Annotated in this window: 28 protein-coding genes; 12 read left to right on the forward strand and 16 right to left on the reverse strand. The window is 35.3% G+C overall.

Going from position 1 to position 26,882, the window contains the following annotated elements:
* Position 1 precedes the first annotated feature (1 nt).
* Positions 2-559, reverse strand: a complete 558-nt coding sequence (locus tag ACZZZK_RS02470) for a DUF4296 domain-containing protein (protein WP_463482700.1) — start codon at positions 557-559, stop codon at positions 2-4.
* 70 nt (positions 560-629) lie between these two features.
* Between ACZZZK_RS02470 and ACZZZK_RS02475 the strand changes: the two genes are divergently transcribed.
* The 4 genes from ACZZZK_RS02475 to ACZZZK_RS02490 are packed head-to-tail and all read left to right on the forward strand — an operon-like array spanning position 630 to position 4,278.
* On the forward strand, positions 630-1,328 hold the full coding sequence (locus ACZZZK_RS02475; RefSeq protein WP_463482701.1) for a YggS family pyridoxal phosphate-dependent enzyme: 699 nt from the start codon (positions 630-632) through the stop codon (positions 1,326-1,328).
* On the forward strand, positions 1,328-1,795 hold the full coding sequence (locus ACZZZK_RS02480) for an N-acetyltransferase family protein (RefSeq protein ID WP_463482702.1): 468 nt from the start codon (positions 1,328-1,330) through the stop codon (positions 1,793-1,795). The genes ACZZZK_RS02475 and ACZZZK_RS02480 overlap by 1 nt, the downstream gene beginning before the upstream one ends.
* A 1-nt stretch (position 1,796) precedes the next feature.
* Positions 1,797-3,077, forward strand: coding sequence for an aspartate kinase (locus ACZZZK_RS02485; protein ID WP_463482703.1), 1,281 nt, complete (start codon positions 1,797-1,799; stop codon positions 3,075-3,077).
* A 16-nt stretch (positions 3,078-3,093) separates the two neighbouring features.
* Positions 3,094-4,278, forward strand: coding sequence for a class I SAM-dependent methyltransferase (locus ACZZZK_RS02490; RefSeq protein WP_463482704.1), 1,185 nt, complete (start codon positions 3,094-3,096; stop codon positions 4,276-4,278).
* Positions 4,279-4,341: 63 nt separating this feature from the next.
* Here ACZZZK_RS02490 and ACZZZK_RS02495 read toward each other — a convergent pair whose 3' ends face one another.
* From ACZZZK_RS02495 to ACZZZK_RS02510, 4 genes are all read right to left on the reverse strand, one after another.
* Complete coding sequence (locus ACZZZK_RS02495; protein WP_056849985.1) at positions 4,342-4,539, reverse strand: cold-shock protein; 198 nt, start codon at positions 4,537-4,539, stop codon at positions 4,342-4,344.
* A gap of 208 nt (positions 4,540-4,747) precedes the next feature.
* Positions 4,748-5,383 (reverse strand): peroxiredoxin, encoded by a 636-nt coding sequence (locus tag ACZZZK_RS02500; RefSeq protein ID WP_463482705.1) that lies wholly within the window; start codon positions 5,381-5,383, stop codon positions 4,748-4,750.
* Positions 5,384-5,541: 158 nt separating this feature from the next.
* Positions 5,542-6,642, reverse strand: coding sequence for a S1C family serine protease (locus ACZZZK_RS02505; RefSeq protein ID WP_463482706.1), 1,101 nt, complete (start codon positions 6,640-6,642; stop codon positions 5,542-5,544).
* An 8-nt stretch (positions 6,643-6,650) separates the two neighbouring features.
* On the reverse strand, positions 6,651-7,217 hold the full coding sequence (locus ACZZZK_RS02510; protein WP_463482707.1) for an RNA polymerase sigma factor: 567 nt from the start codon (positions 7,215-7,217) through the stop codon (positions 6,651-6,653).
* A gap of 202 nt (positions 7,218-7,419) precedes the next feature.
* Between ACZZZK_RS02510 and ACZZZK_RS02515 the strand changes: the two genes are divergently transcribed.
* From ACZZZK_RS02515 to ACZZZK_RS02535, 5 genes are all read left to right on the forward strand, one after another.
* Positions 7,420-7,617, forward strand: a complete 198-nt coding sequence (locus tag ACZZZK_RS02515) for a hypothetical protein (protein ID WP_116167967.1) — start codon at positions 7,420-7,422, stop codon at positions 7,615-7,617.
* 142 nt (positions 7,618-7,759) lie between these two features.
* Positions 7,760-7,957: a hypothetical protein gene (locus tag ACZZZK_RS02520; RefSeq protein WP_116167967.1), complete on the forward strand. Its 198-nt coding sequence runs from the start codon at positions 7,760-7,762 to the stop codon at positions 7,955-7,957.
* A gap of 138 nt (positions 7,958-8,095) precedes the next feature.
* Positions 8,096-8,293, forward strand: coding sequence for a hypothetical protein (locus tag ACZZZK_RS02525; protein WP_056849980.1), 198 nt, complete (start codon positions 8,096-8,098; stop codon positions 8,291-8,293).
* Between the two features lie 166 nt (positions 8,294-8,459).
* The gene (gene purB / locus ACZZZK_RS02530; RefSeq protein WP_463482708.1) at positions 8,460-9,806 is read left to right on the forward strand and encodes an adenylosuccinate lyase; all 1,347 of its coding nucleotides are present in this window, start codon (positions 8,460-8,462) and stop codon (positions 9,804-9,806) included.
* A gap of 87 nt (positions 9,807-9,893) precedes the next feature.
* Positions 9,894-10,445 carry a NifU family protein gene (locus ACZZZK_RS02535; protein WP_056849978.1) on the forward strand — a complete coding sequence of 184 codons (552 nt, stop codon included), beginning with the start codon at positions 9,894-9,896 and terminating at the stop codon, positions 10,443-10,445.
* A 69-nt stretch (positions 10,446-10,514) separates the two neighbouring features.
* On the opposite strand, the gene ACZZZK_RS02540 is transcribed toward ACZZZK_RS02535, so the two are convergent.
* The 6 genes from ACZZZK_RS02540 to ACZZZK_RS02565 form a co-directional block, all read right to left on the reverse strand.
* On the reverse strand, positions 10,515-11,306 hold the full coding sequence (locus ACZZZK_RS02540) for an inositol monophosphatase family protein (RefSeq protein WP_463482709.1): 792 nt from the start codon (positions 11,304-11,306) through the stop codon (positions 10,515-10,517).
* 60 nt (positions 11,307-11,366) lie between these two features.
* Entirely contained in the window at positions 11,367-12,515 is a 1,149-nt protein-coding gene (locus ACZZZK_RS02545; RefSeq protein WP_463482710.1) for a prolipoprotein diacylglyceryl transferase, read from the reverse strand.
* A 432-nt stretch (positions 12,516-12,947) separates the two neighbouring features.
* Positions 12,948-14,270 carry a tRNA (N(6)-L-threonylcarbamoyladenosine(37)-C(2))-methylthiotransferase MtaB gene (gene mtaB, locus ACZZZK_RS02550; RefSeq protein ID WP_463482711.1) on the reverse strand — a complete coding sequence of 441 codons (1,323 nt, stop codon included), beginning with the start codon at positions 14,268-14,270 and terminating at the stop codon, positions 12,948-12,950.
* Positions 14,271-14,396: 126 nt separating this feature from the next.
* Positions 14,397-14,966 (reverse strand): UbiX family flavin prenyltransferase, encoded by a 570-nt coding sequence (locus ACZZZK_RS02555; protein WP_463482712.1) that lies wholly within the window; start codon positions 14,964-14,966, stop codon positions 14,397-14,399.
* A 374-nt stretch (positions 14,967-15,340) separates the two neighbouring features.
* Positions 15,341-15,970 carry a Crp/Fnr family transcriptional regulator gene (locus ACZZZK_RS02560; protein WP_463482713.1) on the reverse strand — a complete coding sequence of 210 codons (630 nt, stop codon included), beginning with the start codon at positions 15,968-15,970 and terminating at the stop codon, positions 15,341-15,343.
* A gap of 188 nt (positions 15,971-16,158) precedes the next feature.
* Positions 16,159-16,353, reverse strand: coding sequence for a hypothetical protein (locus ACZZZK_RS02565; protein WP_463482714.1), 195 nt, complete (start codon positions 16,351-16,353; stop codon positions 16,159-16,161).
* A gap of 256 nt (positions 16,354-16,609) precedes the next feature.
* Here ACZZZK_RS02565 and ACZZZK_RS02570 point away from each other — a divergent pair, with 256 nt between their 5' ends.
* Positions 16,610-16,807: a hypothetical protein gene (locus tag ACZZZK_RS02570; protein WP_463482715.1), complete on the forward strand. Its 198-nt coding sequence runs from the start codon at positions 16,610-16,612 to the stop codon at positions 16,805-16,807.
* An 11-nt stretch (positions 16,808-16,818) separates the two neighbouring features.
* On the opposite strand, the gene treY is transcribed toward ACZZZK_RS02570, so the two are convergent.
* The 4 genes from treY to ACZZZK_RS02590 form a co-directional block, all read right to left on the reverse strand.
* A complete protein-coding gene (gene treY / locus ACZZZK_RS02575; protein ID WP_463482716.1) occupies positions 16,819-20,862 on the reverse strand; it encodes a malto-oligosyltrehalose synthase in 4,044 nt (1,347 codons plus the stop codon).
* Positions 20,855-22,729 carry a malto-oligosyltrehalose trehalohydrolase gene (gene treZ / locus ACZZZK_RS02580; RefSeq protein WP_463482717.1) on the reverse strand — a complete coding sequence of 625 codons (1,875 nt, stop codon included), beginning with the start codon at positions 22,727-22,729 and terminating at the stop codon, positions 20,855-20,857. Before treZ ends, treY begins: the two co-directional genes overlap by 8 nt.
* 11 nt (positions 22,730-22,740) lie before the next feature.
* Complete coding sequence (locus ACZZZK_RS02585; protein WP_463482718.1) at positions 22,741-22,974, reverse strand: hypothetical protein; 234 nt, start codon at positions 22,972-22,974, stop codon at positions 22,741-22,743.
* 172 nt (positions 22,975-23,146) lie between these two features.
* Positions 23,147-24,010 carry an OmpA/MotB family protein gene (locus ACZZZK_RS02590; protein WP_463482719.1) on the reverse strand — a complete coding sequence of 288 codons (864 nt, stop codon included), beginning with the start codon at positions 24,008-24,010 and terminating at the stop codon, positions 23,147-23,149.
* 433 nt (positions 24,011-24,443) lie between these two features.
* Between ACZZZK_RS02590 and ACZZZK_RS02595 the strand changes: the two genes are divergently transcribed.
* Positions 24,444-24,764 carry an RNA recognition motif domain-containing protein gene (locus ACZZZK_RS02595; RefSeq protein WP_056849966.1) on the forward strand — a complete coding sequence of 107 codons (321 nt, stop codon included), beginning with the start codon at positions 24,444-24,446 and terminating at the stop codon, positions 24,762-24,764.
* Between the two features lie 68 nt (positions 24,765-24,832).
* Here ACZZZK_RS02595 and galK read toward each other — a convergent pair whose 3' ends face one another.
* A complete protein-coding gene (gene galK, locus ACZZZK_RS02600) occupies positions 24,833-25,984 on the reverse strand; it encodes a galactokinase (protein ID WP_463482720.1) in 1,152 nt (383 codons plus the stop codon).
* A 156-nt stretch (positions 25,985-26,140) separates the two neighbouring features.
* Between galK and ACZZZK_RS02605 the strand changes: the two genes are divergently transcribed.
* Positions 26,141-26,842 carry an NUDIX hydrolase gene (locus tag ACZZZK_RS02605; protein ID WP_463482721.1) on the forward strand — a complete coding sequence of 234 codons (702 nt, stop codon included), beginning with the start codon at positions 26,141-26,143 and terminating at the stop codon, positions 26,840-26,842.
* The last annotated feature ends 40 nt before the right edge of the window (positions 26,843-26,882 follow it).

Consider the following 26,882-nt stretch of genomic DNA (forward strand, 5'->3'; position numbering starts at 1 on the left):
ATTATTGTACTGCCGCGGGCGCTAGTTGTAACGCTCCGCTAAAATTTCTTTTTGTATTTAATACCGAATCAGCCTTGGCTTTCTTCTTTTTAATTTGATTTTCTGCTGCCGCTTTCGATACAGAATCTGGTTTCATCTTTTTTCTGATGGCAAGAGAGTCAGCTTTGAAGGCTTTTATAATTTTAACAGAATCTTTGACAAAGGCTTTTCGTTGCATTAATGAGTCTGCCTTTTTTAAACTTACTTTTTGATTCTCCAATTTTTTGGAAATCGCCTTATAAATCTCCTGCAATTGATCCGGGTTGCTGTTGTAATAATTTAAGCTTTTTGTGTATTGAACAGAATCCGTATTGTACTTTTTATAAATGCCGTTATAATAAGCTGCACCAACTTTTCTTGCAGAATCTTGTATGTAAATGGTCGATAGATAGCCATCTACCAAATGTACATCATATAATATCTGTTCCATCGTTTCTCTATCAATAATGCCTTCTGGCGCTTTTGGCTTGCAGCCGAACACGAAAAACAGGACTACCAGAGTCCAGACTAATCTCCTCATTATTAATTAAACATTATTTTTTTGCCCAAATTGCAGCAAGGTTGTTAATTTTACCCAAAAATAGTTATAAATGAGCATAGCTGATAATCTTAAACAATATAAAAGCGAAGTAGAATCTGGTGGAGTTAAGCTAATTGCTGTTTCAAAAACACAAACAGTAGAAATTATCCAGGAGGCTTACAATGCCGGACAACGTATTTTTGGCGAAAACCATGTACAGGAAATGTTAGAAAAGGAAGAAAAACTTCCGAACGATATTGAATGGCATTTAATTGGTCATCTTCAAACCAATAAGGTGAAATATATTGCACCCTTTGTAAAGATGATACACGGTGTGGACAGCCTTAAACTTCTCCAGGAAATTAATAAGCAGGCTTTGAAGAACAAGCGAGTAATTGATTGTTTATTACAAGTTTATATTGCTGATGAAGATACTAAATTTGGTTTGGGCTATGATGAAGTGATTGAGCTATTAAGGTCTGATGAATATCAACAGCTTAAAAATATTCGCATAGTTGGTTTGATGGGTATTGCGACAAATACCAAAAACGAGAAACAGATCACGATCGAATTTCATGAACTTAGAGTCTTTTTTGATGGCGTTAAGGCTAGTTTTTTTCCAAACGAAGATTCTTTTAAGGAGATCTCGACAGGCATGAGCGCTGACTACAAAATTGCCATACAAGAAGGTAGTACCATGGTTCGTATAGGAAGCAGTATTTTCGGTAAAAGAATAATCAAGCATTTTAAAAATATATCGCCAAATTAATGAACTTAAATATTAGAATAGCTAAAGCGGATGATTGCCCAACGATTTTGGAATTGATCCATGAATTGGCTGTATATGAAAAAGCTCCCGAAGAGGTAACTGTAGATATCAATCACTTTATCGATGCTGGTTTTGGAGAGAATCCTGTTTGGAAAGCTTTCGTTGCAGAAGTAGATACGGAAATTGTTGGTTTCGCCTTATTTTACACAAGATACTCTACCTGGAAAGGTTGTAGATTATACTTAGAAGATTTTATCGTAACAGAAGAAATGCGTGGCAAAGGGATAGGTAAAGTACTTTTTGAAAAGGTGATTGACGAAGCCAAAAGTGAAAAATATACCGGAATGGTTTGGCAGGTATTGGATTGGAATGAGCCGGCAATAAATTTTTACAATAAATATGCAGCACATTTAGAAAGTGGCTGGTTAAATGCAGCACTTTCTAAAGAACAAGTAAAGGCATTTTAATATGGATATTTTTAAGTTTGGGGGTGCATCGGTTAAGGATGCAGCAGGAGTAAAAAATTTAGCCAATATTGTTCGCGATTATAGAAAAGGGAACCTTTTGATTGTGGTTTCTGCAATGGGAAAAATCACCAATCAATTGGAAGATTTAACCAAAGCCTATTTGTCACAAAGTGATGAAACACATGCTATTTTCGACGAGATAAAAAATTTTCACTTTCAGATAATAGAAGCACTTTTTGAAGGCAAAGTAAATCCGGTTTATGATGATGTAGCAAATTCTTTCGTAGAAATTGATTGGTTAATTGAAGACGAGCCCGACAATGATGTTGACTATATTTACGATCAGATTGTTTCCATTGGCGAGGTGGTTTCAACTAAAATTGTAGCAGCATGGCTGAATGAAACCGGGAATAAATCACTTTGGGTGGATGCGAGAAATTACATCCAAACTGACAATACTTATCGGGAAGGAAAAGTAGATTGGCTAAAAACAAATCAAATTATTCAGCGTGACTTGATGCCGATATTAGCTGAAAAGATAGTGGTTACCCAAGGTTTTATCGGCGGCACAAGCGAAAATTATACAACCACCCTAGGTAGGGAAGGCTCTGATTATTCTGCTGCAATTTTTGCATCCTGCCTTGATGCCGCTGCACTAACCATTTGGAAAGATGTACCTGGGGTTTTGAATGCTGACCCTAAATGGTTCGATGAAACAGAGAAAATTCCGCAATTGTCTTATCATGACGCGATTGAACTAACTTATTATGGCGCAACTGTTATCCATCCTAAAACCATTAAACCATTACAAAATAAAGGGATTCCTTTATTGGTTAAATCATTTATTCAACCGGAAGGATCAGGCACTGCGATTACGGGCGAGAACAATCCCCTACCCATCCCCTCTTTTATTTTCAAAGTAAATCAGGCGTTAATTTCTATTTTTCCGAAAGACTATTCGTTTATTATTGAAGAGAATTTGAGCAACATTTTCGAACTCTTTCATAAGCATAAAATCAAAATCAACACCATGCTGAATTCCGCCATTAGCTTTTCTGTTAGTGTTGATGATCATCCGGCTCAGATTGAAAAACTGATTAAAGACCTATCAGCAGAATTTACAGTAAAATATAATAAGGGACTGGAATTAGTTACCATTAGATATTACAACCAAAATACGATTGATCGGGTTACGGTTGATAAAGATATTTTATTAGAGGTTAAAAGCCGTCATACCTGCCAAATGGTAATGAGGGGCAAAAATAAAATTGACTCAATTTAAGTGCTACTTAAAAAGAATGAATAAGAATATTTTAGATGATGCAATTCAAAAATACATCGATGCAAACCTAAATGTTGATGTAAATAAAATTGTTTTGTCTAGAAGTAGTTTTGAAAAAGTTTCTTCCGTTGAACTGGCTCAACAAATTAGTGCAAAGAAAAAAGCGCAAAAGAAATTGCCTACCTGGTACAACACACCAAAAATCTATTATCCAGCACCACTCTCGATTGAGCAAACCTCATCAGAAGTTACCGCCAAATACAAATCAAAACTTGCAAAAGGCAATAGCTTGATTGATATAACTGGCGGTTTTGGCGTAGATGCCTATTACTTTGCGCAAAAAACCAAAGCGGTTACCCATGCTGAATACAATAAGGATCTATCGCAGATTGCTGAATATAACGCCTCGATTTTAAATGTTAAAAACATCAGTTTTTATGCTGGAGATGGAATCGAATACCTGAAAAAAACGTCAAAAAGTTTCGATACCATTTATGTAGATCCAGCAAGAAGAGCTGATAGCGGCAAAGTTTTCATGCTGAAAGATTGTACGCCTGATGTAGTTAGCAATCTTGATTTATTGTTGTCTAAATCATCAAGGATTATCATTAAAACCGCTCCTCTACTAGACATTTCAGCAGGTTTATCAGAATTAAGAAACGTAAGCGAAATTCATATTGTAAGTGTAAAAAATGAGTGTAAAGAATTGCTTTGGGTTATCGACAGCAACTCGGATAAAGAAGTAAAAATTCAAGCTGTTACCATAAACGATACTGAAAAAACCTTTTCTTTTCTACAACATGAATCAAATATCTCCGCCACCTTTATCGAAAGTGTTTTACCACAAGATTATTTATATGAGCCGGATGCCGCATTACTTAAATCGGGTGCCTTTAATTTGATAGGAAAAAAATATGGATTAAGGAAACTTCATCCGCAAACACAACTCTATACCTCCGCAAAACTAAACACTGATTTTCCTGGAAGAATATTTATAATAAATGAAATTTTTTCAGCCAAAGATTTGAAAAAAGGCGCAGAATTAATTGGAAATATTATTGTAAGAAACTACCCTGCAAAACCAGCAGATTTAGCTAAAAAGTATAAAATAAAAGCGGGGAAAGATGAGTTCCTTATTTTCACAAAAGATATTTCAGGGAATAATATTATCCTAAGATCAACTATTCTTCAATATTACTAAAACGCAAAAAGCCTCTCCATAGAAAGGCTTAATGTGAGGATGATTAAGTTTATATATTTTCGCTTAAATCTTTTTAACGTTTACTGCTTGTAAACCTTTTCTGCCTTCAGCTACTTCAAATTCTACTGTGTCATTCTCTTTGATGCTTTCAATTCCACCCAAAACGTCTTTAAAATGGACAAATAAATCCTTATTGTCTTCTTGAACAATAAATCCAAAGCCTTTTTGCGTGTTGAACCATTTAACTTTTCCGGTTGCCATAAAAAATAAAAAATTGTATAAAAAAATAAACCCTTATGCTTTGATTCACCTCTTAATTAATCATTTTTTATCAAATAAATAAGTAAACAACCAGATTAAGCGCCAATTCTGAAACAAAACTATCAAATATAATGATTCGCAACTTTAAAACAACCTACCTGGCGCAACTCAACAAAAATGTTGCGAACAAAATCACTGATTTTCGAAATTACTTATTAGGTTGAGGTGTTGTACGCAAATATGGCTTAATCACCTGGTGTCCTTTCGGAAATTTTGCCGGTATATCTTCCGTTTTTATACTGTTTACCACGATAACATCTTCCCCATCTTTCCAATCGGCTGGCGTTGCCACACTATAATTTGCAGTTAATTGAAGAGAATCGATTACCCTCAACACCTCGTTAAAATTCCTACCTGTCGAGGCTGGATAAGTAATGATCAGTTTAACTTTTTTATCAGGGCCAATGACAAAGAGAGATCGAACGGTTAAGGTTTCTGATGCATTGGGATGAATCATGTCATACAAATTAGCAACTACTCTATCAGGGTCAGCAATAATTGGAAATTCAACAGAGGTATTCTGCGTTTCATTAATATCACTAATCCAGCCTTTATGTGATTCAGCAGTATCTACACTAATAGCCAAGACTTTTACATTACGCTTCTCAAATTCATCTTTCAATGCAGCTGTGCGCCCAAGTTCAGTAGTGCAAACGGGTGTGTAATCTGCCGGGTGAGAAAACAAAACACCCCAGCTATCGCCCAGGTAGTCATAAAAATCTATTTCGCCAATGGAGGTATTTGCTTGAAAATTTGGTGCGGTATCGCCTAATCTTATACTCATAATATTCTTATTTTATAGTTGATTTAAACAAATCTAAACATTACTATACTAAATACATAGGCTTTGTATTATTTTAATACAATGAAATTATAATCGCAACAAAAAACCCTGAAGAGGTTAATCAACAGGGTTTCAAGAATATTAATTTGTTTGGGTAATTAATTATAAACTTTAATCATGAATACATAATCTTGCAATTTTTCAATTTGCTTAGTACGTTTTAAACCAGAAAGCAAACTTTTTTTACTACTTGCTGATAGTTTATTTGTGCCTAACGAATCTTGAGGGATTGCTCTCATGGCTTCTAAGATATATTTTGATTTGATAGCAAAAGCAGCACCTTCAGTTTGGTCTGGTTTTCCACTGATAATACCAACCAAGTTGCCATTATTATCAAGCAGCGGTCCGCCACTGTTACCTGGATTTACAGGGATAGATACCTGATATTGCGTAGTATCACCAATAAATCCATTTTTTGAACTCACATATCCCTCACCTAAAACAGCATCATCTTTTGGATAGCCTAAAGTATAAACCGTTTCGCCAATACTGCTTGTTGTTTTTTTAATCGAATACGGAATAGAAGAAAGATGGCTAAAGTTTTTATCGCTGATTTTAAGAATAGCGATATCGTTCTGGGAATCGGTGTAAATTGATTTCACTTTGAAAGATTCGCCTTTATTGTTTTGAACATATAAAGAATCTGCGCCATTGATGACATGAAGATTCGTTAAAATGTAACCATTTGTAGAAATGGCAAACCCAGTACCACCAAAGCTATTTTGTACAGCAGGTTTACCAGTTGCATTAGTGGTATTATTAATTTTTCTAATTAAATTATTTTGCGTTTTAATTGCCTTATTAACCTGGTTGCTTAATAACACAAGTTGTTCTTTCTGTTTCGAGTTATGCTGAATAGAATAAACAGAAACCAGCGACAATACTAAAAACGAAGCGGCTACAGCAATGGCAGATTTATGTTTTCTCCATAATTGAACCACTTTTGACGGATGAGGCCTCAAAGCAGAAGCTAAACCTTCTACATCGATCTCACTATGAATGTTATTCAACTGATCTTTTAAGCGTGATTGGGCAGCAAACACCTCCATCGATTCTAGAAAGAACTTATGTGAAACCACCTTATGATCAACTGCTGCATCATTGCGACGCAAAGTTTCAAAGGCTTCTGTTTCCTGTGGATTAAGTTTACCTAAAAGATAATCTTCAATAATTGCATCTAACTCCAAATCGTTTCTCATTTCAATTACTATGGTTGAAAAAATATTTTCTTTAACCTTTGCAGGCATTTATACTTTTGTGTTTTTGCGTTATCAGTATTGGTATAACCAAACTTTTCGCAAATATCCTGCATGGATAAGTTGTGGATATAAAAATCCTGAATAATGGTTTTACAGGGTTCGCCTAAATGATCGAGAGCTGATTGCATTTTAACAAATTGCAAATCCTTCTCCTCATGCTCCTCCACATCTTCCTCAACAATTAAAACATCTTCGTAATCAGTAATGTTGCCGGATTTTTTACTATTTAAGCTTAATTTCTTAAGCCAAATACGCCTGCAAACTGAATAAATGTATGTTTTAAGCTTACTGCTGAGTTCAAAATTACCTTCCTTAATTTTGTTATATAAAATTATTATAGCCTCCTGGTAAACATCTTTTGCATCATCTTCATCTCCATTATTATTGAGAATAAACTGCAAAACCATTGTATAATAAGCCTTGTATAACTTGTTAAGTGTATCTTCTGAGTTATTTAGAATACCTAAAACAACCTCTCTATCTGTTGGAACTGAACTCTTTAAACTGTTATTCACTAGTTAATACATTTTTCTAAAAATAGTAACCCAATATTAGATAAAAAATTATTTATAGCTACTATCATTACTTAATACAATCTCCACAAATGTGGTAACCCAAGCCGGATAAAAAATATTTTCATTTTTTTGAAAATTGTTGGGTTACCTTTTTAACTTTGCGGCATTAACAAGAAAATTAATTACTTAAAAAAATTCAAAAATGAAAAATGCATTCAAATTAGGCTTTTTAGCTATCGCTTTATCTTTATCAGTTGTTGCTTGTAACTCAGAGAAAAAAGCTGAGGGTACAGATACTTTAGGTGCTGATACTACTATCACTGCTGATACTACTGTTAAAGCTGATACTACTGTTGCTGATACAGTTGTTAAAACTGATACTACTGTTGTAAAACACTAGTTAATAGTCTAATAAGATATAGAAAAGCTTCAATCCTTTAGGGATTCAAGCTTTTTTTTTTATTTTTTTATTTTCACGGGTTACCTTTTTAGGTTTCGTGTATTAACAGTAAATTAATTAATCACTAAAACGAAATTTCAAAATGAAAAATGCATTCAAATTAGGCTTCTTAGCTATCGCTTTATCTTTATCAGTTGTTGCTTGTAACTCAGAGAAAAAAGCTGAAGGTACAGATACTTTAGGTGCTGATACTACTATCACTGCTGATACTACTGTTAAAGCTGATACTACTGTTGCTGATACAGTTGTTAAAACTGATACTACTGTTGTAAAACACTAGTTAATAGTTTAATAAAATATAGAAAAACTTCAATCTTAATGGGTTGGAGTTTTTTTATTTAATTTAATTTTTCTGGGTTACCTTTTTTCTTTTTAGGTATTAAGGGTAAATTAATTAATCACCTAAAACAAAATTAAAATGAAAAATGCATTCAAATTAGGCTTCTTAGCTATCGCTTTATCTTTATCAGTTGCTGCTTGTAACTCAGAAAAAAAAGGCGAAGGTACTGATACTTTAGGCGCTGATACTACTATCACTGCTGATACTACTGTTAAAGCTGACACTACTGTTGCTGATACAGTTGTTAAAACTGATACTACTGTTGTTAAAAACTAATTAACGGTTTATATAAAAAAGCTCCAATCGTAACCGATTGGAGCTTTTTTCGTTTATATCTTCCACTATAAAAAATGAAATAATCATGTAGGCTCAAATTTTATTTCATTCAGTCTATTTAATCCATCAATTGTAGTAAATTTGCGGCAAAATTATAATCCGCATAATGAATTTAACTTCGCTACAAGCAATCTCACCTATTGATGGTCGTTACAGAAAAACTACCGAACGTTTATCTAGCTATTTTTCTGAAGAAGCGCTAATAAAATATCGTGTTTTTGTCGAAATTGAATACTTTATTGCCTTATGCGAAATTAATTTACCAGGTTTAGAAAATTTCGACAAATCGTTGTACGCTAAATTAAGAACGATACACGAGAATTTTTCAGAAACTGATGCGCTCGAAATTAAGGAAACTGAAAAAGTTACCAATCACGATGTTAAAGCTGTTGAATATTTTATCAAAGCAAAATTTGATGCACTTTCATTACAAGACTATAAAGAATTTATCCATTTCGGCTTAACGTCGCAAGACATCAATAATACAGCCATTCCATATTCAGTAAAACTGGCCTTAAACGAAAGTTATTATCCAGCGATTGATTCGCTAATTCAAAAAATAAATGAGCTGGCTACTGAGTGGAAGGACATTCCAATGTTGGCGCACACGCATGGGCAACCCGCCTCACCTACTAAATTAGGAAAGGAATTTTTAGTGTTTTCAGAAAGATTAAGTATTCAATTAGAAAGCTTGAAGATCATTCCAAACAGCGCAAAATTTGGTGGTGCAACAGGAAACTTTAATGCACACCACATTGCTTACCCGCAAGTTAATTGGGTTGATTTCTCAAACAATTTCGTAAACTCAACGCTAGGCTTAACAAGAGCGCAACACACCACCCAAATTGAACATTATGATCAGTTTGCAGCACAGTGTGATGGTTTGAAGCGCATTAATAACATTATCATTGACCTGGACCGCGATATCTGGACTTATATATCGAAGAATTATTTCAAACAAAAAATCAAGGCGGGTGAAATTGGTTCATCAGCGATGCCACACAAGGTTAATCCAATCGATTTTGAAAATGCGGAAGGAAACGCAGGAATCGCAAATGCCTTATTTGAGTTTTTTGCAGCAAAACTTCCAATCTCCAGGTTACAGAGGGATTTAACAGATTCTACAGTATTAAGGAATATAGGTGTTCCCTTCGGGCATACTTTAATCGCAATCAATTCTACTTTACGTGGTTTAAATAAAATTTTATTAAACGAAGCTGCTTTACACGCAGATTTAGATGATAATTGGGCTGTCGTTGCGGAGGCTATCCAAACAGTGTTACGTAGAGAAAACTTTCCAAATCCTTATGAGGCATTAAAAGAATTGACCAGAACAAATTCGAAAATTAATGCAGCAAGCATTGCAGAATTTATTGAAGGTTTGGCTGTTACTGAGGAAGTTAAAGTACAGTTAAGGACGATAACTCCATTTAATTACACTGGCGTTTTTTAGCAGAATTAAATTGACGCTAAACAGACAGCAGCGAAAAGTATTATTGGCCACTAATTGTTAATTTTGTTTATTCAAATTGATTAAGACATGACGATTAACGTATATACAGAGCAAACTCCAAATCCGGCAACCATGAAATTCATGGTTAACAAGCTTTTAATTAACGGCAGTGAAGATTTCGCAACTAAAGAAAGCGCTGAGCATTCTCCTTTCGCAAAGGAATTGTTCAAGTTTAATTTTGTTTCTGGTGTTTTTTTCGCCAGTAACTTTGTAACCATTACGAAAACTGACGATGCAGACTGGGCTGATATCGAAGCTATTTTAAAGGAATTTGTTAAGGGTGCGGTAGAATCTGAATTAAAGATAAAAGAAGCAACAGCGGAGGAAGCTCCAGCATTCGAAGGTTCGGAAACGGAGATTAAAATTCAACAAATTTTGCATGATTACGTTCGCCCTGCCGTTGAACAAGATGGGGGTGCAATCACTTACAAATCTTTTGACGATGGTGTGGTAACTGTAGAATTACGTGGATCTTGCAGTGGTTGTCCTTCATCAACCATAACGCTTAAATCTGGTATTCAAAACTTATTACAAAGAATGGTTCCTGAAGTTACTGATGTGGTTTCTGAAGCTTTATAACCAATCATATTCATTAAACAATAAAGGCTCACTTTTTCAAGTGAGCCTTTATTGTTTATGCTCTTTTTGTTAACTGAAATGTCTTTTTATTGCTTCTAACATTTCTTTGGTCAACTTGCCGTTAGTGGCTAGAATTTCTCTTTTTGTGAAGTATTCATCTCCGCCAGAAAAATCGAAAACCTCTCCGCCAGCTTGCTGAACGATAAAACATCCGGCAGCAAAATCCCACTGTTGCAAATTGTATTCAAAAAAAGCATCAAAACGACCGCAGGCGGTATAAACTAAATCTATCGCAGCTGCTCCTATCCTTCGGACACCGTGGCTTTTTTGCATCATTTCTTCGAGCAACTTCAAATACTGCGCTTGCTTATCGAACTGGTAATAAGGAAAACCTGTAGCTAAAAGACTGGATTTTAAATCAGGGTTTACAGAAACCTGAATCTCTTTCTTATTTAAAAAAGCCTTTCCACCTTCATACGAGTAAAACATCTCGGCTCTATTAAGTTCGTAAACTACACCAATAACAGGCAAACCATCTTCGTAAAGTGCTACACTTATTCCATATGCAGGTATGCCATGAATAAAATTGGTAGTTCCGTCTAAGGGGTCAATAATCCAGGTATGGCTTTTACCTTCTCTGGAAATAGTTTTCTCTTCGGTGATAAAGCCAGCATCGGGAATTAATTTTTCAAGGTTTTGAACCAATTTCAGCTCCGCAGTTTTATCAACGTAGGAAACCATATCATTTAACCCCTTGTATTCAATTTTTGTAGCATCAAATTGCATCGACTCTTTACGGATAAAATTTCCGGTAAGCCTTACAATTGATATTACTTTATTGCATAGTAATTCGTAATTCATAGCTGTTTAACAAAAACCTAGCAAGGTTGTTGGATTTAAAATGAATTTTTGGAAAGGAATTTAGGCTAGCTTATTCTTATTCCTTAGTGCATAAATACTTAAGGCAATACCGCCTAACACTAAAAAGGTAGAAATCATTTCAGCTTGAGTAAACCGCAAACCGAATACATGATATTTTGAATTTACACGAATCAATTCAATACAGAAACGTTCTATTCCATTCAAAATCATATAAATACCGAACATTAATCCCGGTGCTTTTATTTTATCGCGGATGCTCCACAGAAATGCAAAAAGAATAAGGCAAACAATTACTTCATATAACGGTGTTGGATATACGCCTTGCGCCAGCTCGTTACAGAATTTACCAGTACAGCCCGGAATTGGGATTCCTTCCCCCACCACATTGTTTGGATAAGTATAAGACCACATCCAATCTGGCAACCAAGAAAATAGTTTCGGATTTGAATTTACAACTCCCCAATCACCATCACCAGATAAATGACAACCAATACGGCCAACAGCATAAGCCAGCATCATACCCGGTCCACCAACATCCAGCATGTGTAAAGGTTTTATTCCATTTCTTTTGGCAATGATCAGTACTGCTGCACCCCCACAAATTAAACCGCCATAGAAGGTAAGGCCACTAAAAGACAACAATCGCTCAATTGGATTTTTAACAAAATCATCCCAATACTCTAAATTATCAAAAAATTTAGCACCTAGAAAACCCCAGATAGCAGCCCATACAATTAAATTACTCATTAATTGATACGGATGTACCGTAACCTGCGTCTCTTTCGGCTTATCTAACTTGTTTTTATCTTTCTCTTTATAATCCCAATAAGCAAACAAACCAGCGAAAAATAACCCCCCAATAATGTTCCCCTTGGTAGACATTAAAATAGATTGAGCATCACTTACAAAAAGCGAATAATTTAGAAATGCATAAACCAACTTGTAACCGATAATGAAGCCAAAAAGTGCATTCATTACAATTTCTGATGTGGTAGCGGGTTTACCAATAACAACGGTCTTCTTTATTGGATGAAGAATTCCCAGTGCTTCTTTGCGTTTTAATTCTTTAGTGAAAGCCCAATAACCAGCTATAAATGCAATGGCAACAAAAACGCCAAAAGTGTTAAATGGCAATGGCAAGTTAATACCAAACAGATATTCTAAAAAATGCGAAACGGTAGGAAACATAAAAATTATTTGTTGCGAAGATAGGAAAGAAAGACCAAAGCTGAAAGGTATGGCGCAACTCTTAATTGGCAATGTTAAATTGAAAGATTCTATTACTATATTGGAGATTTGTTATGATTTGGAAAGCAATTTCGGTTTAAATCGGTTGCCTCTGTCCTGCTCTACGCTTTATTCGCCAGCAGCCAGAAAAAGGCTGATGCTCATGTTCGCTTCGATCAGGTTTAGATTACATCACTAAGTAATTCTTGGCATAACGAGGGGATCATACCAGAGTTTATAGCAATTTTTTGGGTGTATAGACGGGATAGCAGCGATATCCTTTTTGTTTCACTCACTTATATTAATTACTAAAAATTTGCAAAAAGATTTAGCAGATAGCCCGGGTAGCGTTAAAGCAGCTTATAGATTGCTCTCTAAAAAATTAAATTCAGTTTAATGATGTGCGTATGTAGTTTCCAGTTCAGCCACTTCAACTTCTCCATCAGCTGTCATTTCTAACAGCTTAACAGCCTTAAGTTCGTTAACCATAACCGGATCATATTTGGCACGTACTTTAACATAGTTTTTGGTAAACCCATGCATGTAACCCATTTTTTGATCAGCTTCAAAAAGCACTTCAGCCTCGCTTCCAATTTGCGATTCGTAGAAAGCTCTGCGTTTCTTGTCAGAAAGAATATGTAGCATTTTACTGCGTTCGTTTCTTTGACTTCCAGGAACAACACCAGCCATTTCAGCAGCTACTGTTAATTCACGTTCAGAGTAAGTAAAAACATGCAAGTAACTAATATCTAACTGGTTTAGAAACTGATAAGTATCGAGAAAATCCTCTTTTGTTTCTCCAGGAAAACCTACAATAACATCGACCCCGATACAGCAATGAGGCATTACTTCTTTAATTTTAGCAACACGCTCTACATACAAATCTGTACGGTAGCGACGGCGCATTAGACCTAAAATTTTATCAGAACCAGATTGTAAAGGGATATGAAAATGTGGAACAAAACGTTTCGAAGTAGAAACAAATTCAATAATTTCATTGCTCAATAGATTCGGTTCTATAGAGGAAATACGAATTCTTTCAATACCATCAACTTCGTCCAAAGCTTTAACCAAGTCGAAAAATTTATCTTCTCGTTCGCCATTACGGATACCAAAATCGCCGATATTAACCCCTGTAAGCACAATTTCTTTAACACCACTTTCTGCTATCATCCTTGCTCTACTTACTACATTTTCAATTGTATCGCTACGACTAGCGCCACGAGCCAATGGAATGGTGCAATAAGTGCATGGATAATCGCAACCATCCTGAACTTTTAGGAATGTTCGGGTTCTATCTCCGATAGAATATGATGCAATGAAGTTGTGATTTACCTTTTCAATGTTTTGTTGGTGAACTACAGCTTTAGGATTTTTCGTTAAGTCGGTGATGAAATCAACAATTCTAAATTTTTCAGCAGCGCCCAATACCATATCAACGCCTTCAATCTCAGCAATTTCCTGCGGTTTTAGCTGTGCATAACAACCAACAATCGTCACGAATGCATTCGGTGAATATTTTAGAGCTTCTTTTACAACTTTACGGCATTTTTTATCTGCGTGTTCGGTAACAGAGCAAGTATTAATCACATAAACGTCGGCTTGATCTTGAAATTCTACAACAGAATAACCCGCATCGGTAAATAATCGACCGATTGTGGAAGTTTCAGAGAAATTTAATTTACAACCTAATGTATAAAATGCGACCTTTTTCATTGAGCCTGCAAAGATAGGAAAATAGATTAGAGTATTGGAATATGAGATTTGAGATATAAAGTAAATTACAGTGAATCAACATTAGACAGCAGGGTACTCCCGTCGAAACCAATATTTCAAGTCCTATTACTTTTCATTCCAGCGATAACTTTCTTGTTCAAAACCGGCCAAATCTAGCACCCGGCTAATTACCGTTCCAGCTACTTCTTCAATTGTTTTTGGAAGGCTGTAAAACGATGGATTTGCCGGACATATGATCCCGCCGGCTTCTGTAACCAATTTCATATTATTGATATGGATTAAGCTGAATGGCGTATCACGAACAACTGCAATTAGTTTTCTTCGTTCTTTTAAAACTACATCTGCAGCTCTCGAAATTAAGTCATTCGAGATGCCGTGAGCGATTCGGCCTAATGTACCCATTGAGCATGGAACAATTATCATCGTGTCGTATTTCGCTGAACCAGAAGCGAATGGTGCATTAAAATCGTTTTTATTATAAAAAGTAAAGTCTTGATAGCTGCTGTAATCTTGGTTTCCGAGTTCGAACTGCCAAACCTCTTTAGCATTATCGCTCATCACAACCCCAACTGCTGCAATTTGATCGCTTAACTGTGCCAGCTTATAAAATAATACCTTTGCATAAATTGAACCGCTTGCTCCTGTTACCGCAACTACAACTTTCTTTTTATTCATAACACAAAATTAGCGTTTTATAAATAGAATTAGCACACATAAAAAAGGGCCAGAACAATGTTCTGACCCTACATCTACCTATGAAAAACATACCCTCGAAAGGGTAAGAACAAATATATATAAATTTTTAAAAAAAGATAATCAAGAAGTGTTAAATGGGAAAAATCAGATATTTGAGCTTACACACAGATTAACAGACTGAATTATAACAGTTTATATAAATTTAATTTTTATCTTTTTAACGATTAGCGTATTTTTTTCAGCACAATTACAACATTGGAAATAAAAATTAAATGATTTAGGGCTTAAAAAAACGTATAAATACTTAAAATATCGGCTGAATAATAAGCTGTAAGAAAGACTGATTAGCTATATTAACTTTCAGCCGAGATTTTAGACCTCAATCTACTTAAAGTCTCCAATCGCATGCACAGAAAAGATGCAATATATTTAAGTGGTACACGATTGACCAGTTCAGGGTAGCTCTGTGAAAAACGCTTGTATCTCTTCTCAGCTGACTGTAATCTAGATATATAAGCCCTTTCGCAAGCATATAAGTAGTGGATTTGTGTCATCTTCCTTCCTACATAATTGGCAATTTCGAAGTTATTATAAAGTTGCCTCGACATCGCATGCGGAACAGCAATAGCTTCTACGTCTTCCAAAGCTTGCACATACTCTTCTGTTGGCTGCTGCTCATCCCACAAGTTTCTGATGTTGCCCACAAGTTCATGTTCCTTTGCAATCCAGGTGGTTATTTCTTTATCTTCCTCCTTCATATACCCCCTGGCAACTCCCTTTAACAATAAAAAGATGAACTTATTGCGGTGTAATGGAGATGAAATAAATTTATTTTTTTTAAAAGCTACAGGAAATGTTTGCTCGTTTATAATCTGTTCAATTTCGGGAGACAAATCGTGAAAGGTGCGAAAGACAGTAATTAAAGGTGAAAATCCGCCATACGCTAACCACTTATCTGCATTATAGATTTTTTCGGGATTCATTTTAAAAATTTAGGGACGTGGAAAATGTTTTCGAGCCGTAAATTAGATATTAGGGAATAATGAATAACAATAATAAGAAAAAGTTTTAGAATTTGGAGTTCATGATATCAATTTTGATGAGTTCCTATTGAAATCCTTTTCGATTTAGAATGATTTGAGAATGTAGAGGATATCTAGAAACTATCTATCTAAAGAATTGAGATATTGATGGCTTTTAAACCATCGTCTAATGTAATTTCAAAAGAAACCTGATCATCTACCTTAACAAAGTCATTAACGAACTCCATACTAAATGTAATATCTTGAGCATTCTCGTCTACGATTACACCCGATTGTTTCTCGCTATCAATGTAGACAATAGTGCCTACTCTTAATTTACTCATTTATATCATCCTAAAAATTCGACAAAAATAACTAAATATGTAGAATTAAAAATACATATTAATCATTTTTGAACAACTTTTAGCTATAATAAGATAACAATATGCAAAGAGAAAAAAATTACCGAAGGAATTTAATATGAGAAATTTTCAAAAAAGTTTCACAAGGCACAATAAATAGACAAAATAATTACTAACTTAGAATTGAAAGCTCCATTTGTTTAATTATTGTTTTATAAAAACCCAAAAAACTGTTATTATGAACAATTCATCTTCATCAATTGACCAAAAAACAGAAATTGTAAGCATTTCTGAAGAAAAAGATCTAATTTATTGGACCATCAGACTTGGAATTACAACGGAAGTACTTAAATCTGCAATCAGAGCAACCAGATGTGTCACTTTAAATGATATTTTCGTTTACCTAGACAAGAAAGACATCAAGCACTTTGCGTGAATGTATCCGCGTTATTTTGTTCTGCCGTAAATTGAAGTAATATCTGCTAGCCAATGTTTGATTGCTTTGAGCTTTTCCAGATCCAATCGCCATAACCAGTTGCCATTTGCGTTACCTGGAATATTCATTCTTGCTTCTTCATTTAAACCTAAAACATCCTGGATCGGCACAATGGCTATTTTAGCAGTCGATGAAAATGCAAGTCTGATAAATTCCTGATGAATATTCTTTTTATCAATCTGGCGATCAAAATATCTTGTTATGCGCTCCTTTGTTTGTTGTTCAACATCTCTATCATACCAACCAACTAATGTATTATTATCATGTGTACCAGAATAAACAATACAATTTTGGCTTGTAAAGTTATGGGGAATATGCGAAGATGCAGAAAGATCACTTCCAAAAGCGAACTGTAGCACTTTCATTCCAGGCAATTTAAATTCATCCCTAAGCTGCTCTACTTCGGTGCTTATTTCCCCCAAATCTTCGGCAATGAAAGGCATCTCTGGAAATTTATCTTTAATTACCTTAAAGAAATTTTCTCCCCCTCCTTTTTCCCATTTCCCGTTAATAGCATTTTCTCTATCTGCAGGTATTTCCCAATAGGACGAAAAAGCAATAAAGTGGTCTAAACGAAGTAGATCGAACATTTCCATATTTTTCTGTAACCTCTTAATCCACCATTCGTAATCAGTGCTTTCAAGTACAGTCCAGTTAAAAACAGGCATCCCCCATAATTGGCCATTCTCATTAAAGTAATCTGGAGGAACACCAGCTACAAATGTCGGTTTCAAATTAGCATCCAATTTAAAAAGCTCGGGATCAGACCAAACTTCCACAGAATCATAATCTAAATAAAATGGCAAATCTCCAATTATTTTAATACCCTTTGAGTTTGAATAATCTTTCAGTTTATGCCACTGCTTAAAAAATACATACTGCTGCCATTTTACCTCGTCAATTTCTTCAGCAAATTCACTACGAAAAACATCGATTTGTTTGGTTTCCCTTTTTTTAAATTCTGCCGGCCAGTTATACCACTCTAATTGTTGATGATGATTTTTTAAAGCAGTATATAAACCAAAATCGTTAAGCCATTCAATTTCTTTGGTACAGAAGTTTGAAAATTCTAGGTCAGTATTTTCCGATTTGTCCTTTTTGAAAGCTTTGTAAGCTTTTTTGAGCAACTTGAATTTTGCCTCCTCGACTTGAGAAAATTCAACTTTATCTTCAAAAGGCAAAACGGAAGCGCTCAAATCATCAACCGTAAGCCAACCTTCATCTACCAATTGTTCTAAATCAATTAGTAAAACATTACCCGCCTTAGCCGAATTGCTGGAGTATGGACTATAGCCATTTCCAACTTTCGTGGGATTTAGTGGTAATATTTGCCAGTATTGTTGGTTTGTTTCTGCTAAAAAATCAACAAATCGATTGGCTTCAGATCCAAAATCACCAATTCCGTTTTTCGAAGGCAAGGAAGTAATGTGCATCAGGATACCTGCAGATCGCTCAATGGTTTTGTTTTTTAACTCAATTAAACCAATTTGCAATTCACCAAATAACTGGTTAACCAAAATGTTTTCGTTAAGGATATCTTTTACTTCATCTTTTTCAGTTATAATATTGCGCCAGCTTGTAGGAAACTCTTTCGGAAGTATAATCTGGGTATCTAACCAATTAAAATCCACAATTTCTTCAACTTTGCTTATCGTTGCTAAACCTAAAGGAACCGCAATAACAACATATTGCTCTTTGTATTTACGAGCAAAAGCTAAAATATTATCGTGATAAGTACCTTCTACTTTTAACGGAATATAATCCCCTTGAGTGAAAACATCCTGATTTTCTTTTCTAAAATTAATGAGTTTTTTAGTTAACCATAGTTTGATTTTTCCAGAATACCTTGAAGACCAAAGTTCTTTTACCGATGATTCTTGTTGTATAAACTCACTCCGTTTTTCATAATCAACCGGCCTGCGATTGTCTGGATCAACTAAGCTCAAGTCCCAAAGTTCTGTTCCCTGGTAAACATCGGGAATCCCTGGACAAACGAATTTCAAAACCAGTTGAGACAAACTGTTTAAAATTCCAAAATCTGCAATGCGATTGAGAAGTTTCGAGATTATAGCGAAGCTTTCTTCATTTTCATCAATTAATTGAAGTGCGAAATCCTGTAATAGTTTTTCATATTCTTCATTCGGTTCTGCCCAATCAGATCTTTTTTTTGCTTCTCTTAAGGCCTTTTCTATAAACTGAACCAAACGATTATCAAACTCATCCGCATCCTCGCCGGGGTAAGGGATAGCACCTAAAATAGTCTGGAAAATAAGGTAAAAATCATTATTGTGGATTAACTTATAGATTTCGCTTAGTTTTTCGGAGTTTTTTATCGCTGAATTAAAATCCTTAATTGCTACCTTCCATACCTCAGGAAGATCAGTAAGTACATTTATTCTTGCTCTAAAATCTTCTCCCTTCTTGGTATCGTGTGTAGAACTTCCGTTTAACGACAATGGCCAATACAACTGACGGTCAACCATTTTCTGATGGAATTCGGTGACACTGAAACCAAATGCATCGGGTGCATCGCCAACTTCCGAGTGCCCAACAAAACGATTATAGGTAAACATTACAGTATCTTCTACCCCTTTAGCCATTAACGGCCCGCTAAATTGCATTAACCGCTGGTAAAATTTGCTCAGTTTACCATTATATTCAGCATCCGAGTCTAATGGTACCATTAGAAACATTCGTTTTAAAGCAGAAGCCGCTTCTTTTAAGTCTTCTTGATTTGCCGTTAGAGTCAATAATGCTTTTAAATTTTCGCTATCGTTTTCTGGAAGTGGAAAATTGTAATTGTAATAGCGATAAACAGGCATCTGAATCAATAGCTCTGCAATAGCTCGTTTTAGTTTTTCAGGTTTAAGCCGGTCAATTTCTTCAGTTGAAAGAAGCTCTAAATCGGTAAATAAATCAAATAAATTGTTTAGCTCTCCTTGCATGTATTGAAACAGGAAAGTTTCTTTTTTTTCATTTATTAATATCTTTGGATCAAGATTTTTGCCCGTGATTTCTTTATAAATTTCATCGAACTTGCCCCTATTCGTTTGATTAGTGAATAAGTTATTTGTCATGGCTAAAAAGTCGTATCCTGTATTGCCTTGTACCGGCCAATCGGACGGCAATTGTTCATCTCGCTCCAAAATCTTCTCTACAACAATATAAACTTCATCCCCAACAGCTTTTCTCAATCTATCTAAGTACACTTTTGGATCATAAAGTCCATCAATGTGATCAATGCGTAAACCTTGAAAAATATCTTTTTTAACTAGCTCTAAAATGTATTCATGGTAAATGTCGAAGTTTTCGTGATCCTGAATGTTCAGACAGATTAGTGCATTTACCGTAAAAAACCTTCTATAATTGATGGTATGATTTGTTTCTTGCCAGTTACACAAGCGATAAAACTGCTCATTCGCAATTTCTTTAATCAGTTGTTTATCGATGATTTCATCGTCGTTTTTCCCAGCAAGCCTTTCCTGACTAACTATATTTAGGGGCCAGTTTGAATCTCCATTGTTTAGAAAGTATTCATCTTTATTTTTGATTAATTTTGACGCTGAGCTTTCAATAGCATCTTCCAGATCTGAACCTAAAAAAGGTACCATCAGTTTTTGGTCATTCGAAATATCGATATCAAAAAAAGAGGCATATTTTGACTTGCTCCCATTTTTCAAAACGTCCATCAACCATTTATTTTTTGGTGAGAATGCCATATGATTAGGGACAATATCCTGAATCCAGGTAATGTTGGCTGTCTTTAGCCTTGTGGAGATCTCTAACAATTCCTCCTCTGTACCAATTTCAGGGTTCACCCGAAGTGGATTTACAACATCATAACCATGAGTACTACCCTCAACAGCTTCGAATATCGGTGAGGCATAAATGGTATCGATCCCTAGTTTTTGTAAATACGGAATGATGTTATTTAATGATTTAAAATTAAAATCTTTATGAAATTGGATGCGGTATGTTGAAGTCGGTTTAAACATTTTGGCTAGTAAAAATTAGGATCGATTCTGAAAAAATAGTGAGCTTATTATCAGTAAAATCTACATCGTTATTGTGGTTTCCTCCCCACTGATCGGCTGCAGAATTTAAAACGAGGTTATAATCCAATCCATTTGAGATTGGCAAAACTTGCTGTTGCTTTGAAAAATTTAATGCGCATAATACTTTTTGATTTTGATGCCATCGGATCATCGTTAAACAATTTTGATCTCGATAAACATCAACCTTTAATTGTTGGCGGTTAAGATGAGCCAATGCAGGTAAGGATTTTCGCAGCTTTATAATTGCCTTGTAAAATGCATGCATGATCTGGTGTTTGCCCTGAAGCTGGCTTTGCCAATTTAGTTTTGAATGATTAAATGTTTCCTCACTTTGCGGATCAGGAACTTCTTCACCATTATGGAATGCGGCGAATTCTCTTTTTCTTCCTTCCCTTACCAGTCCAACCAGTTCTTCATCAATATGTGAGATAAAAAACATAAATGGATTTTCTTCAGCGTATTCTTCACCCATAAAAATGAGTGGTAAATAAGGACTCACAAATACAGTTGCAGCCATCAGCTTTAGCATTTCAAAACTTACCAGCTGGCTTGCCCGCTCGCCAAGCATTCTATTGCCAACCTGATCGTGGTTTTGAGAGAAAACGATAAATTGCTTTCCAGGATTGTCTTTGGCTTTTGTTCCAAAGCGCTTTTCTCGATGAGCCGAAAACTGACCATCATAAACATAGGCATCAGTCAAAGCTTTACCCAAATGCTCAATTCCATCGAAATCAGAATAATAGCCGTATTTCGCTTGACCGGCAGTTACGCGAAGCGCATGATGGAATTCGTCAATCCATTGTGCATCCATACCGTAACCACCCTGCTCTATTGGATTGATGTATTTATTGTCATTTAAATCAAGTTCAACTATAAGATTGAAATCCCTGCCAACAGTTTCAGAAAGAAGTTTTACGTTTTCCTTAATTTCTCTTAAAATGTGCTTGGCACTTCCATCTTTAATCGCATGAACGGCATCTAGTCTCAATGCATCAATGTGAAAATCGCGGAACCACATCAATACGTTTTCGATATAATACTGCCTTACGGGATCGCATTTTTCATCATCAAAATTGATTGCGCTACCCCAGGGAGTGTGATATTTATCCGTAAAATAGGGCCCAAAATCGCTGAAATAATTCCCTTCCGGTCCTAAGTGATTGTAAACCACATCTAAAATTACTGCAATGCCCTTTTCGTGACAAAGGTTTACCAGATGCTGTAAGTCTTTTGGGCCGCCATAGGTATTTTGCACAGCAAACGGATATACACCATCGTAACCCCAATTTCGGTTACCAGGAAATTGTGCCACAGGCATGATTTCGATCGCATTTATGCCCAAATCAACTAAATAATCCAGCTTGTTTTCAATGGATTTAAAATCTCCATCAGGAATAAAAGTACCGGTGTGAAGCTCGTAGATAATATAATCTTCTAACGAGATGCCTTTCCACTCTTTATCCGTCCAATGGAATGATTTCAAATTTAACGCAGTTGACATTCCAGAAATGCCATCTTTTTGGTAAACTGATGCAGGATCTGCTCTTGTGATAAATTTAGCATCAGAAACATCGTCATCTGTTTCACTAGATTGCCAGATTTTAAAAGAGTATTGATCACCTTCGGAAATATCGGATGAGAGTGCATACCAATAACCAAAATTTTGTTTCAATAATGGTATTTCTAAGTCTTTTTCTGGAATTAATAATGTTACATTGTTAGCATTAGGAGCCCAAAGCCAGATTTCGACTTTATTACTTTCCAAAAAATTCAAACCAATGCTTCGCTTTCGGATATCTATTTTCATAATACCTGATGTTATTGGTTTAGCGCAAAGCTGTAGAGTTGCTTTCCTTCAGGGGTAACAAAATCAATTTTTGCTAACGTGATCTCATCTACAATTTCCCCGATATGAGTTTTAAGATCAGCCGAAAGCTGATCAACATCTTCCATTTCCCCGATAACTATTTCCACCTCGGCAAGTCCTTTGCTTCGCACTTCTTCAACCCTGTTTCCTAAATATTTTTTTAATTGATTGATTAGCTCTTCCATAATTTTGTATATGAACAATCGCTAAAGGATAGAAAATGTTTGAAGGAATTGTGATGCAGATGAAATTTTTTATTGATTATGTTGTTATGGTTATTAGTTTGATAGAATTGGTAATAAAAAAAGAGCCTGCATCAATAAATGGCCAGGCTCTTAATTTAACTAATTCGTTATTTTATTTTTGAGATGCTTCGGGTGCTTTGCCAATCAGATCCATAAATTGATCTAATTTAGGGGTTATGATGATTTGAGTACGTCTGTTTTTAGCCTTACCAGCTGGCGTATTATTATCGGCCACCGGATTGTATTCACCTCTTCCACCTGCTGTTAAGCGTTTTGGATCGACAGAATATTTGTTTTGCAAAACCTGAACAACCGAAGAAGCACGTAAAGCACTTAAATCCCAATTGTTGCGAATATTAGGCTGAGAAATTGGAACATTATCTGTGTTACCTTCGATTAGTACATCATAAGTGTTGTAATCTTGAATAATTTTAGCGATTTTACTTAAAGTTTCTCCTGCTTTATCGCTTACTTCAAATCCACCTGACTTATATAACATGTTGTCGGCCAGAGAGATGTACACTACGCCTTTTAACACTTGAACGTCAACATCACTTAATTCTTCCCTACTTAATGAGCGGGTTAAGTTATTTGTTAATACCATGTTGAGTGAGTCGCTTTTGTTTTTAGCATTAACCAATTGTTTGATGTATTTATTTGAACTATTGATTTCATCAACCAATTTTGAAATGTTAACATTTCCCTGGCTGCTTGAACTTAAACATTTGTTCAATGCATCTTGAAGGGCGGTTACATTTGCTTTTTCTGATGCAATTTGTTCTTCTAAACTTTTAACCCTGCTGGTTGCACCAGTAAGTTCTCTTTGACTATCCTGATATTGATTACTCAGCTCCTGGTTCCGTTCTCTGAGTTTAGCATAAGTATCCTGTAACTCTGTATATTTTTTGTTGCTAACACAACCAGATACCAGTACAATTGCCAGAAGCACTAATGGGAATGATTTGTATATTTTCATAATCTTATTTTTTCCAAATCCTTAACAAATTCCTTGCCGTAATATTAAAAACCCGATTTCAGGCCAATTGAAGCAGGTTGGTTCTTAGAAGAAGAACTCATTCTGCTTGAAAAAGTAATCTAAAGTTCATCTATTCTGATTAGAAGCGGCGATCGATTATAAAATTTTGAATATCTGAGGTGATAATCAATACCAATAAAATGACTGATAGTAAACATATTTAAAGAGATGTTGAACCTTTAGCACAAACAAATCGCCTTACTGATTTTTCAAACAATATTAAACTACTATAATTCAATAAGTTTCGCAAAAAAAGAGAACAATTACATTTGTTTCTGCGTTAATATTGCTTATTTTGCAACATTATTAATATAAAAGGTGATTATCAGGACATATTAATAATTAAAATTATCCTTAGATTAACTTTCTTAATATGATTAAGCTTTTTGTCGGTGGTTTAGCAGATAATATCCAGGAAATGGATCTTGCAATTTTTATCAGCCTACATGGTAAAATTGAAACCATAAAAATTGTTAGAGATAGAGCAACCGGAAAATGTAAGGGTTATGCCTTTATAGAAGTACTCAATCAATCAGATGCTAGCAATATTATTTCTATGTTAAATGGTGAAACTTTTAAGGGAAATGTAATTACAGTGAAACAAAGCGCTGAAGAAGCACCTAAGAAAGTATTTAAGCCAAAACCTTCTGGTTCACAGCCTCAAAAAAGTAAACGGCCAAGAATGCAACGTTAAAACACCTAGTGTAAAATTGATTACAATAAATAAGGCCTATGTTGTATAAACCTTATTTATCCTAAAATTTAATTCACTAATTCAGATCCATTATCTGTTTGTACCACGTAGGCATCAAGTTCCAGATTAAACCGCTCTTTATAGTCTATTTTCGCCCGATCAATCAGTTCATCTATAGCTTCATCTTTCACAATATTGATGGTACAGCCTCCAAACCCGCCTCCCATCATTCGTGCGCCAAGAACAGCATTATCATTTTTTACAAGTTCTACCAGAAAATCAAGTTCAGCGCAGCTTACCTCATAATCTTTGCTCAGGCCTTCATGAGTTTGGAACATCAGATGACCTAAAGCGGCAAGATCGCCATTGGCAAGTTGATCAGCGGCTTTCACTACCCTTTCGATTTCTTCTACTACGAAGTTACATTTCTGGAAAACCTCCAAACTTTTTGGCTTTACGTATTGCTCAAGCATAGCCCGGTTAACATCCCGTAAGCTAGCTACACCCGCAACAAATTCGCTTACCCATGCTACCCCTTGTTCGCATTGCGATCTTCTGGTGTTGTATGCCGAGTCGGACAGTGAATGTTTGACATTCGTATTCAATAAAACCAATTTATAGCCATCTAATTTTAAGGGGATGTAAACGTATTTCATCGAACGGCAATCCAGCATTACGGCATAGTCTTTTTTACCAAAAACGGAAGCAAATTGATCCATAATCCCACAGTTCACTCCCGCAAAAACATGCTCCGCTTTCTGTGAAATTAGCGCCCTATCCATTGGAGAGATACCGAGGCCGTTGAGATAATCGATTGCAAATACGGTTGCACATTCTAATGCAGCAGAAGAAGACAGGCCAGCTCCTAGCGGAACGTTACCATCCAAATAAAGATTAAATCCACCAAACTTATAACCTCTCTTCTTTAGCTGATCTGCAACACCTAAAATATAGTTTGCCCAGCCTTTGTCTGATTTCTCAATGCTTTCAATACTACAGTTATGAAATTGCTGATAGCTTTCTGAATAAAGATGGATCTCGTTATCTGTCCTTTTAGAAACAGCAACATAAATAGCTTTATTTATGGCAGCAGGCATCACAAAGCCTCCATTGTAATCGGTATGTTCGCCAATAATATTAATTCTACCAGGCGATTTTACAATGATTGGTTCAGTATTAAAAGTTTTTACAAATGAGGCTTTTAAAGATTCTATGTCCATAACTATTTCTTTGTGTTTTGAATTGAGCGTATTTTCGTTAATCTAATAATAACAAAGCTATCTATAATATATTAAATGTCAAAACGACAATTAATAACTTTGCTAATATTTTATATTTTAGTAGAAATTTAAACCATCACCCGATAATTATTAAACATGTTAGAATATTCTAGTCAACCTCATTATTTAGTCGCTGTAGATTGCATTGTGTTTGGATTTGACGGAGAACACTTGAAAATTTTACTTGTGAAGCGAGGTTTGGAACCAGAAATCAACAAGTGGAGTTTAATTGGAGGCTTTGTGGGCAGTAATGAAAGTCCGGATGAAGCCGCTCAACGTGTTTTAAAAAAGAATACTGGCTTAGAAGGAATTTATCTGGAGCAATTGCAAATCTACGGAGAGCCTGCCCGAGACCCGATCGAGCGAACGCTTTCCGTTTGTTATTTTGCATTGATTGATCTCAATAAATACAAAACGCAACTAAATGATGATTACCACGCAGAATGGTTTTTAATTAGTGAGCGACCTAAACTCATTTTCGACCACGACAGGATGGTGGCAGATGCGAGAGAAAAATTACGCTATAAAGCAGCCTTACACCCTATTTTGTTCGAAATGTTACCTAAAAAATTCACCATTCCTCAGTTACAGATTTTATTTGAGGAGGTAAATGATACCAAGATTGACACCAGAAACTTCAGCAGGAAGATCAGTTCAACGGGCTTACTAATTAAGTTGGAAGAGAAAGACAAATCCTGCTCTAAAAAAGGCGCCTATTATTTTAAGCTGGATAAGAAAAAATATCAGGCAAACCTCCAAGCATTTTTAAACCTGATTCCAAACCTAAAACCCCTTTAGCACCTTCATTTTAATCCCGTTTTAAGATCATATCACTATT

It is taken from the genome of Pedobacter sp. AC163 (genome assembly GCF_979258665.1).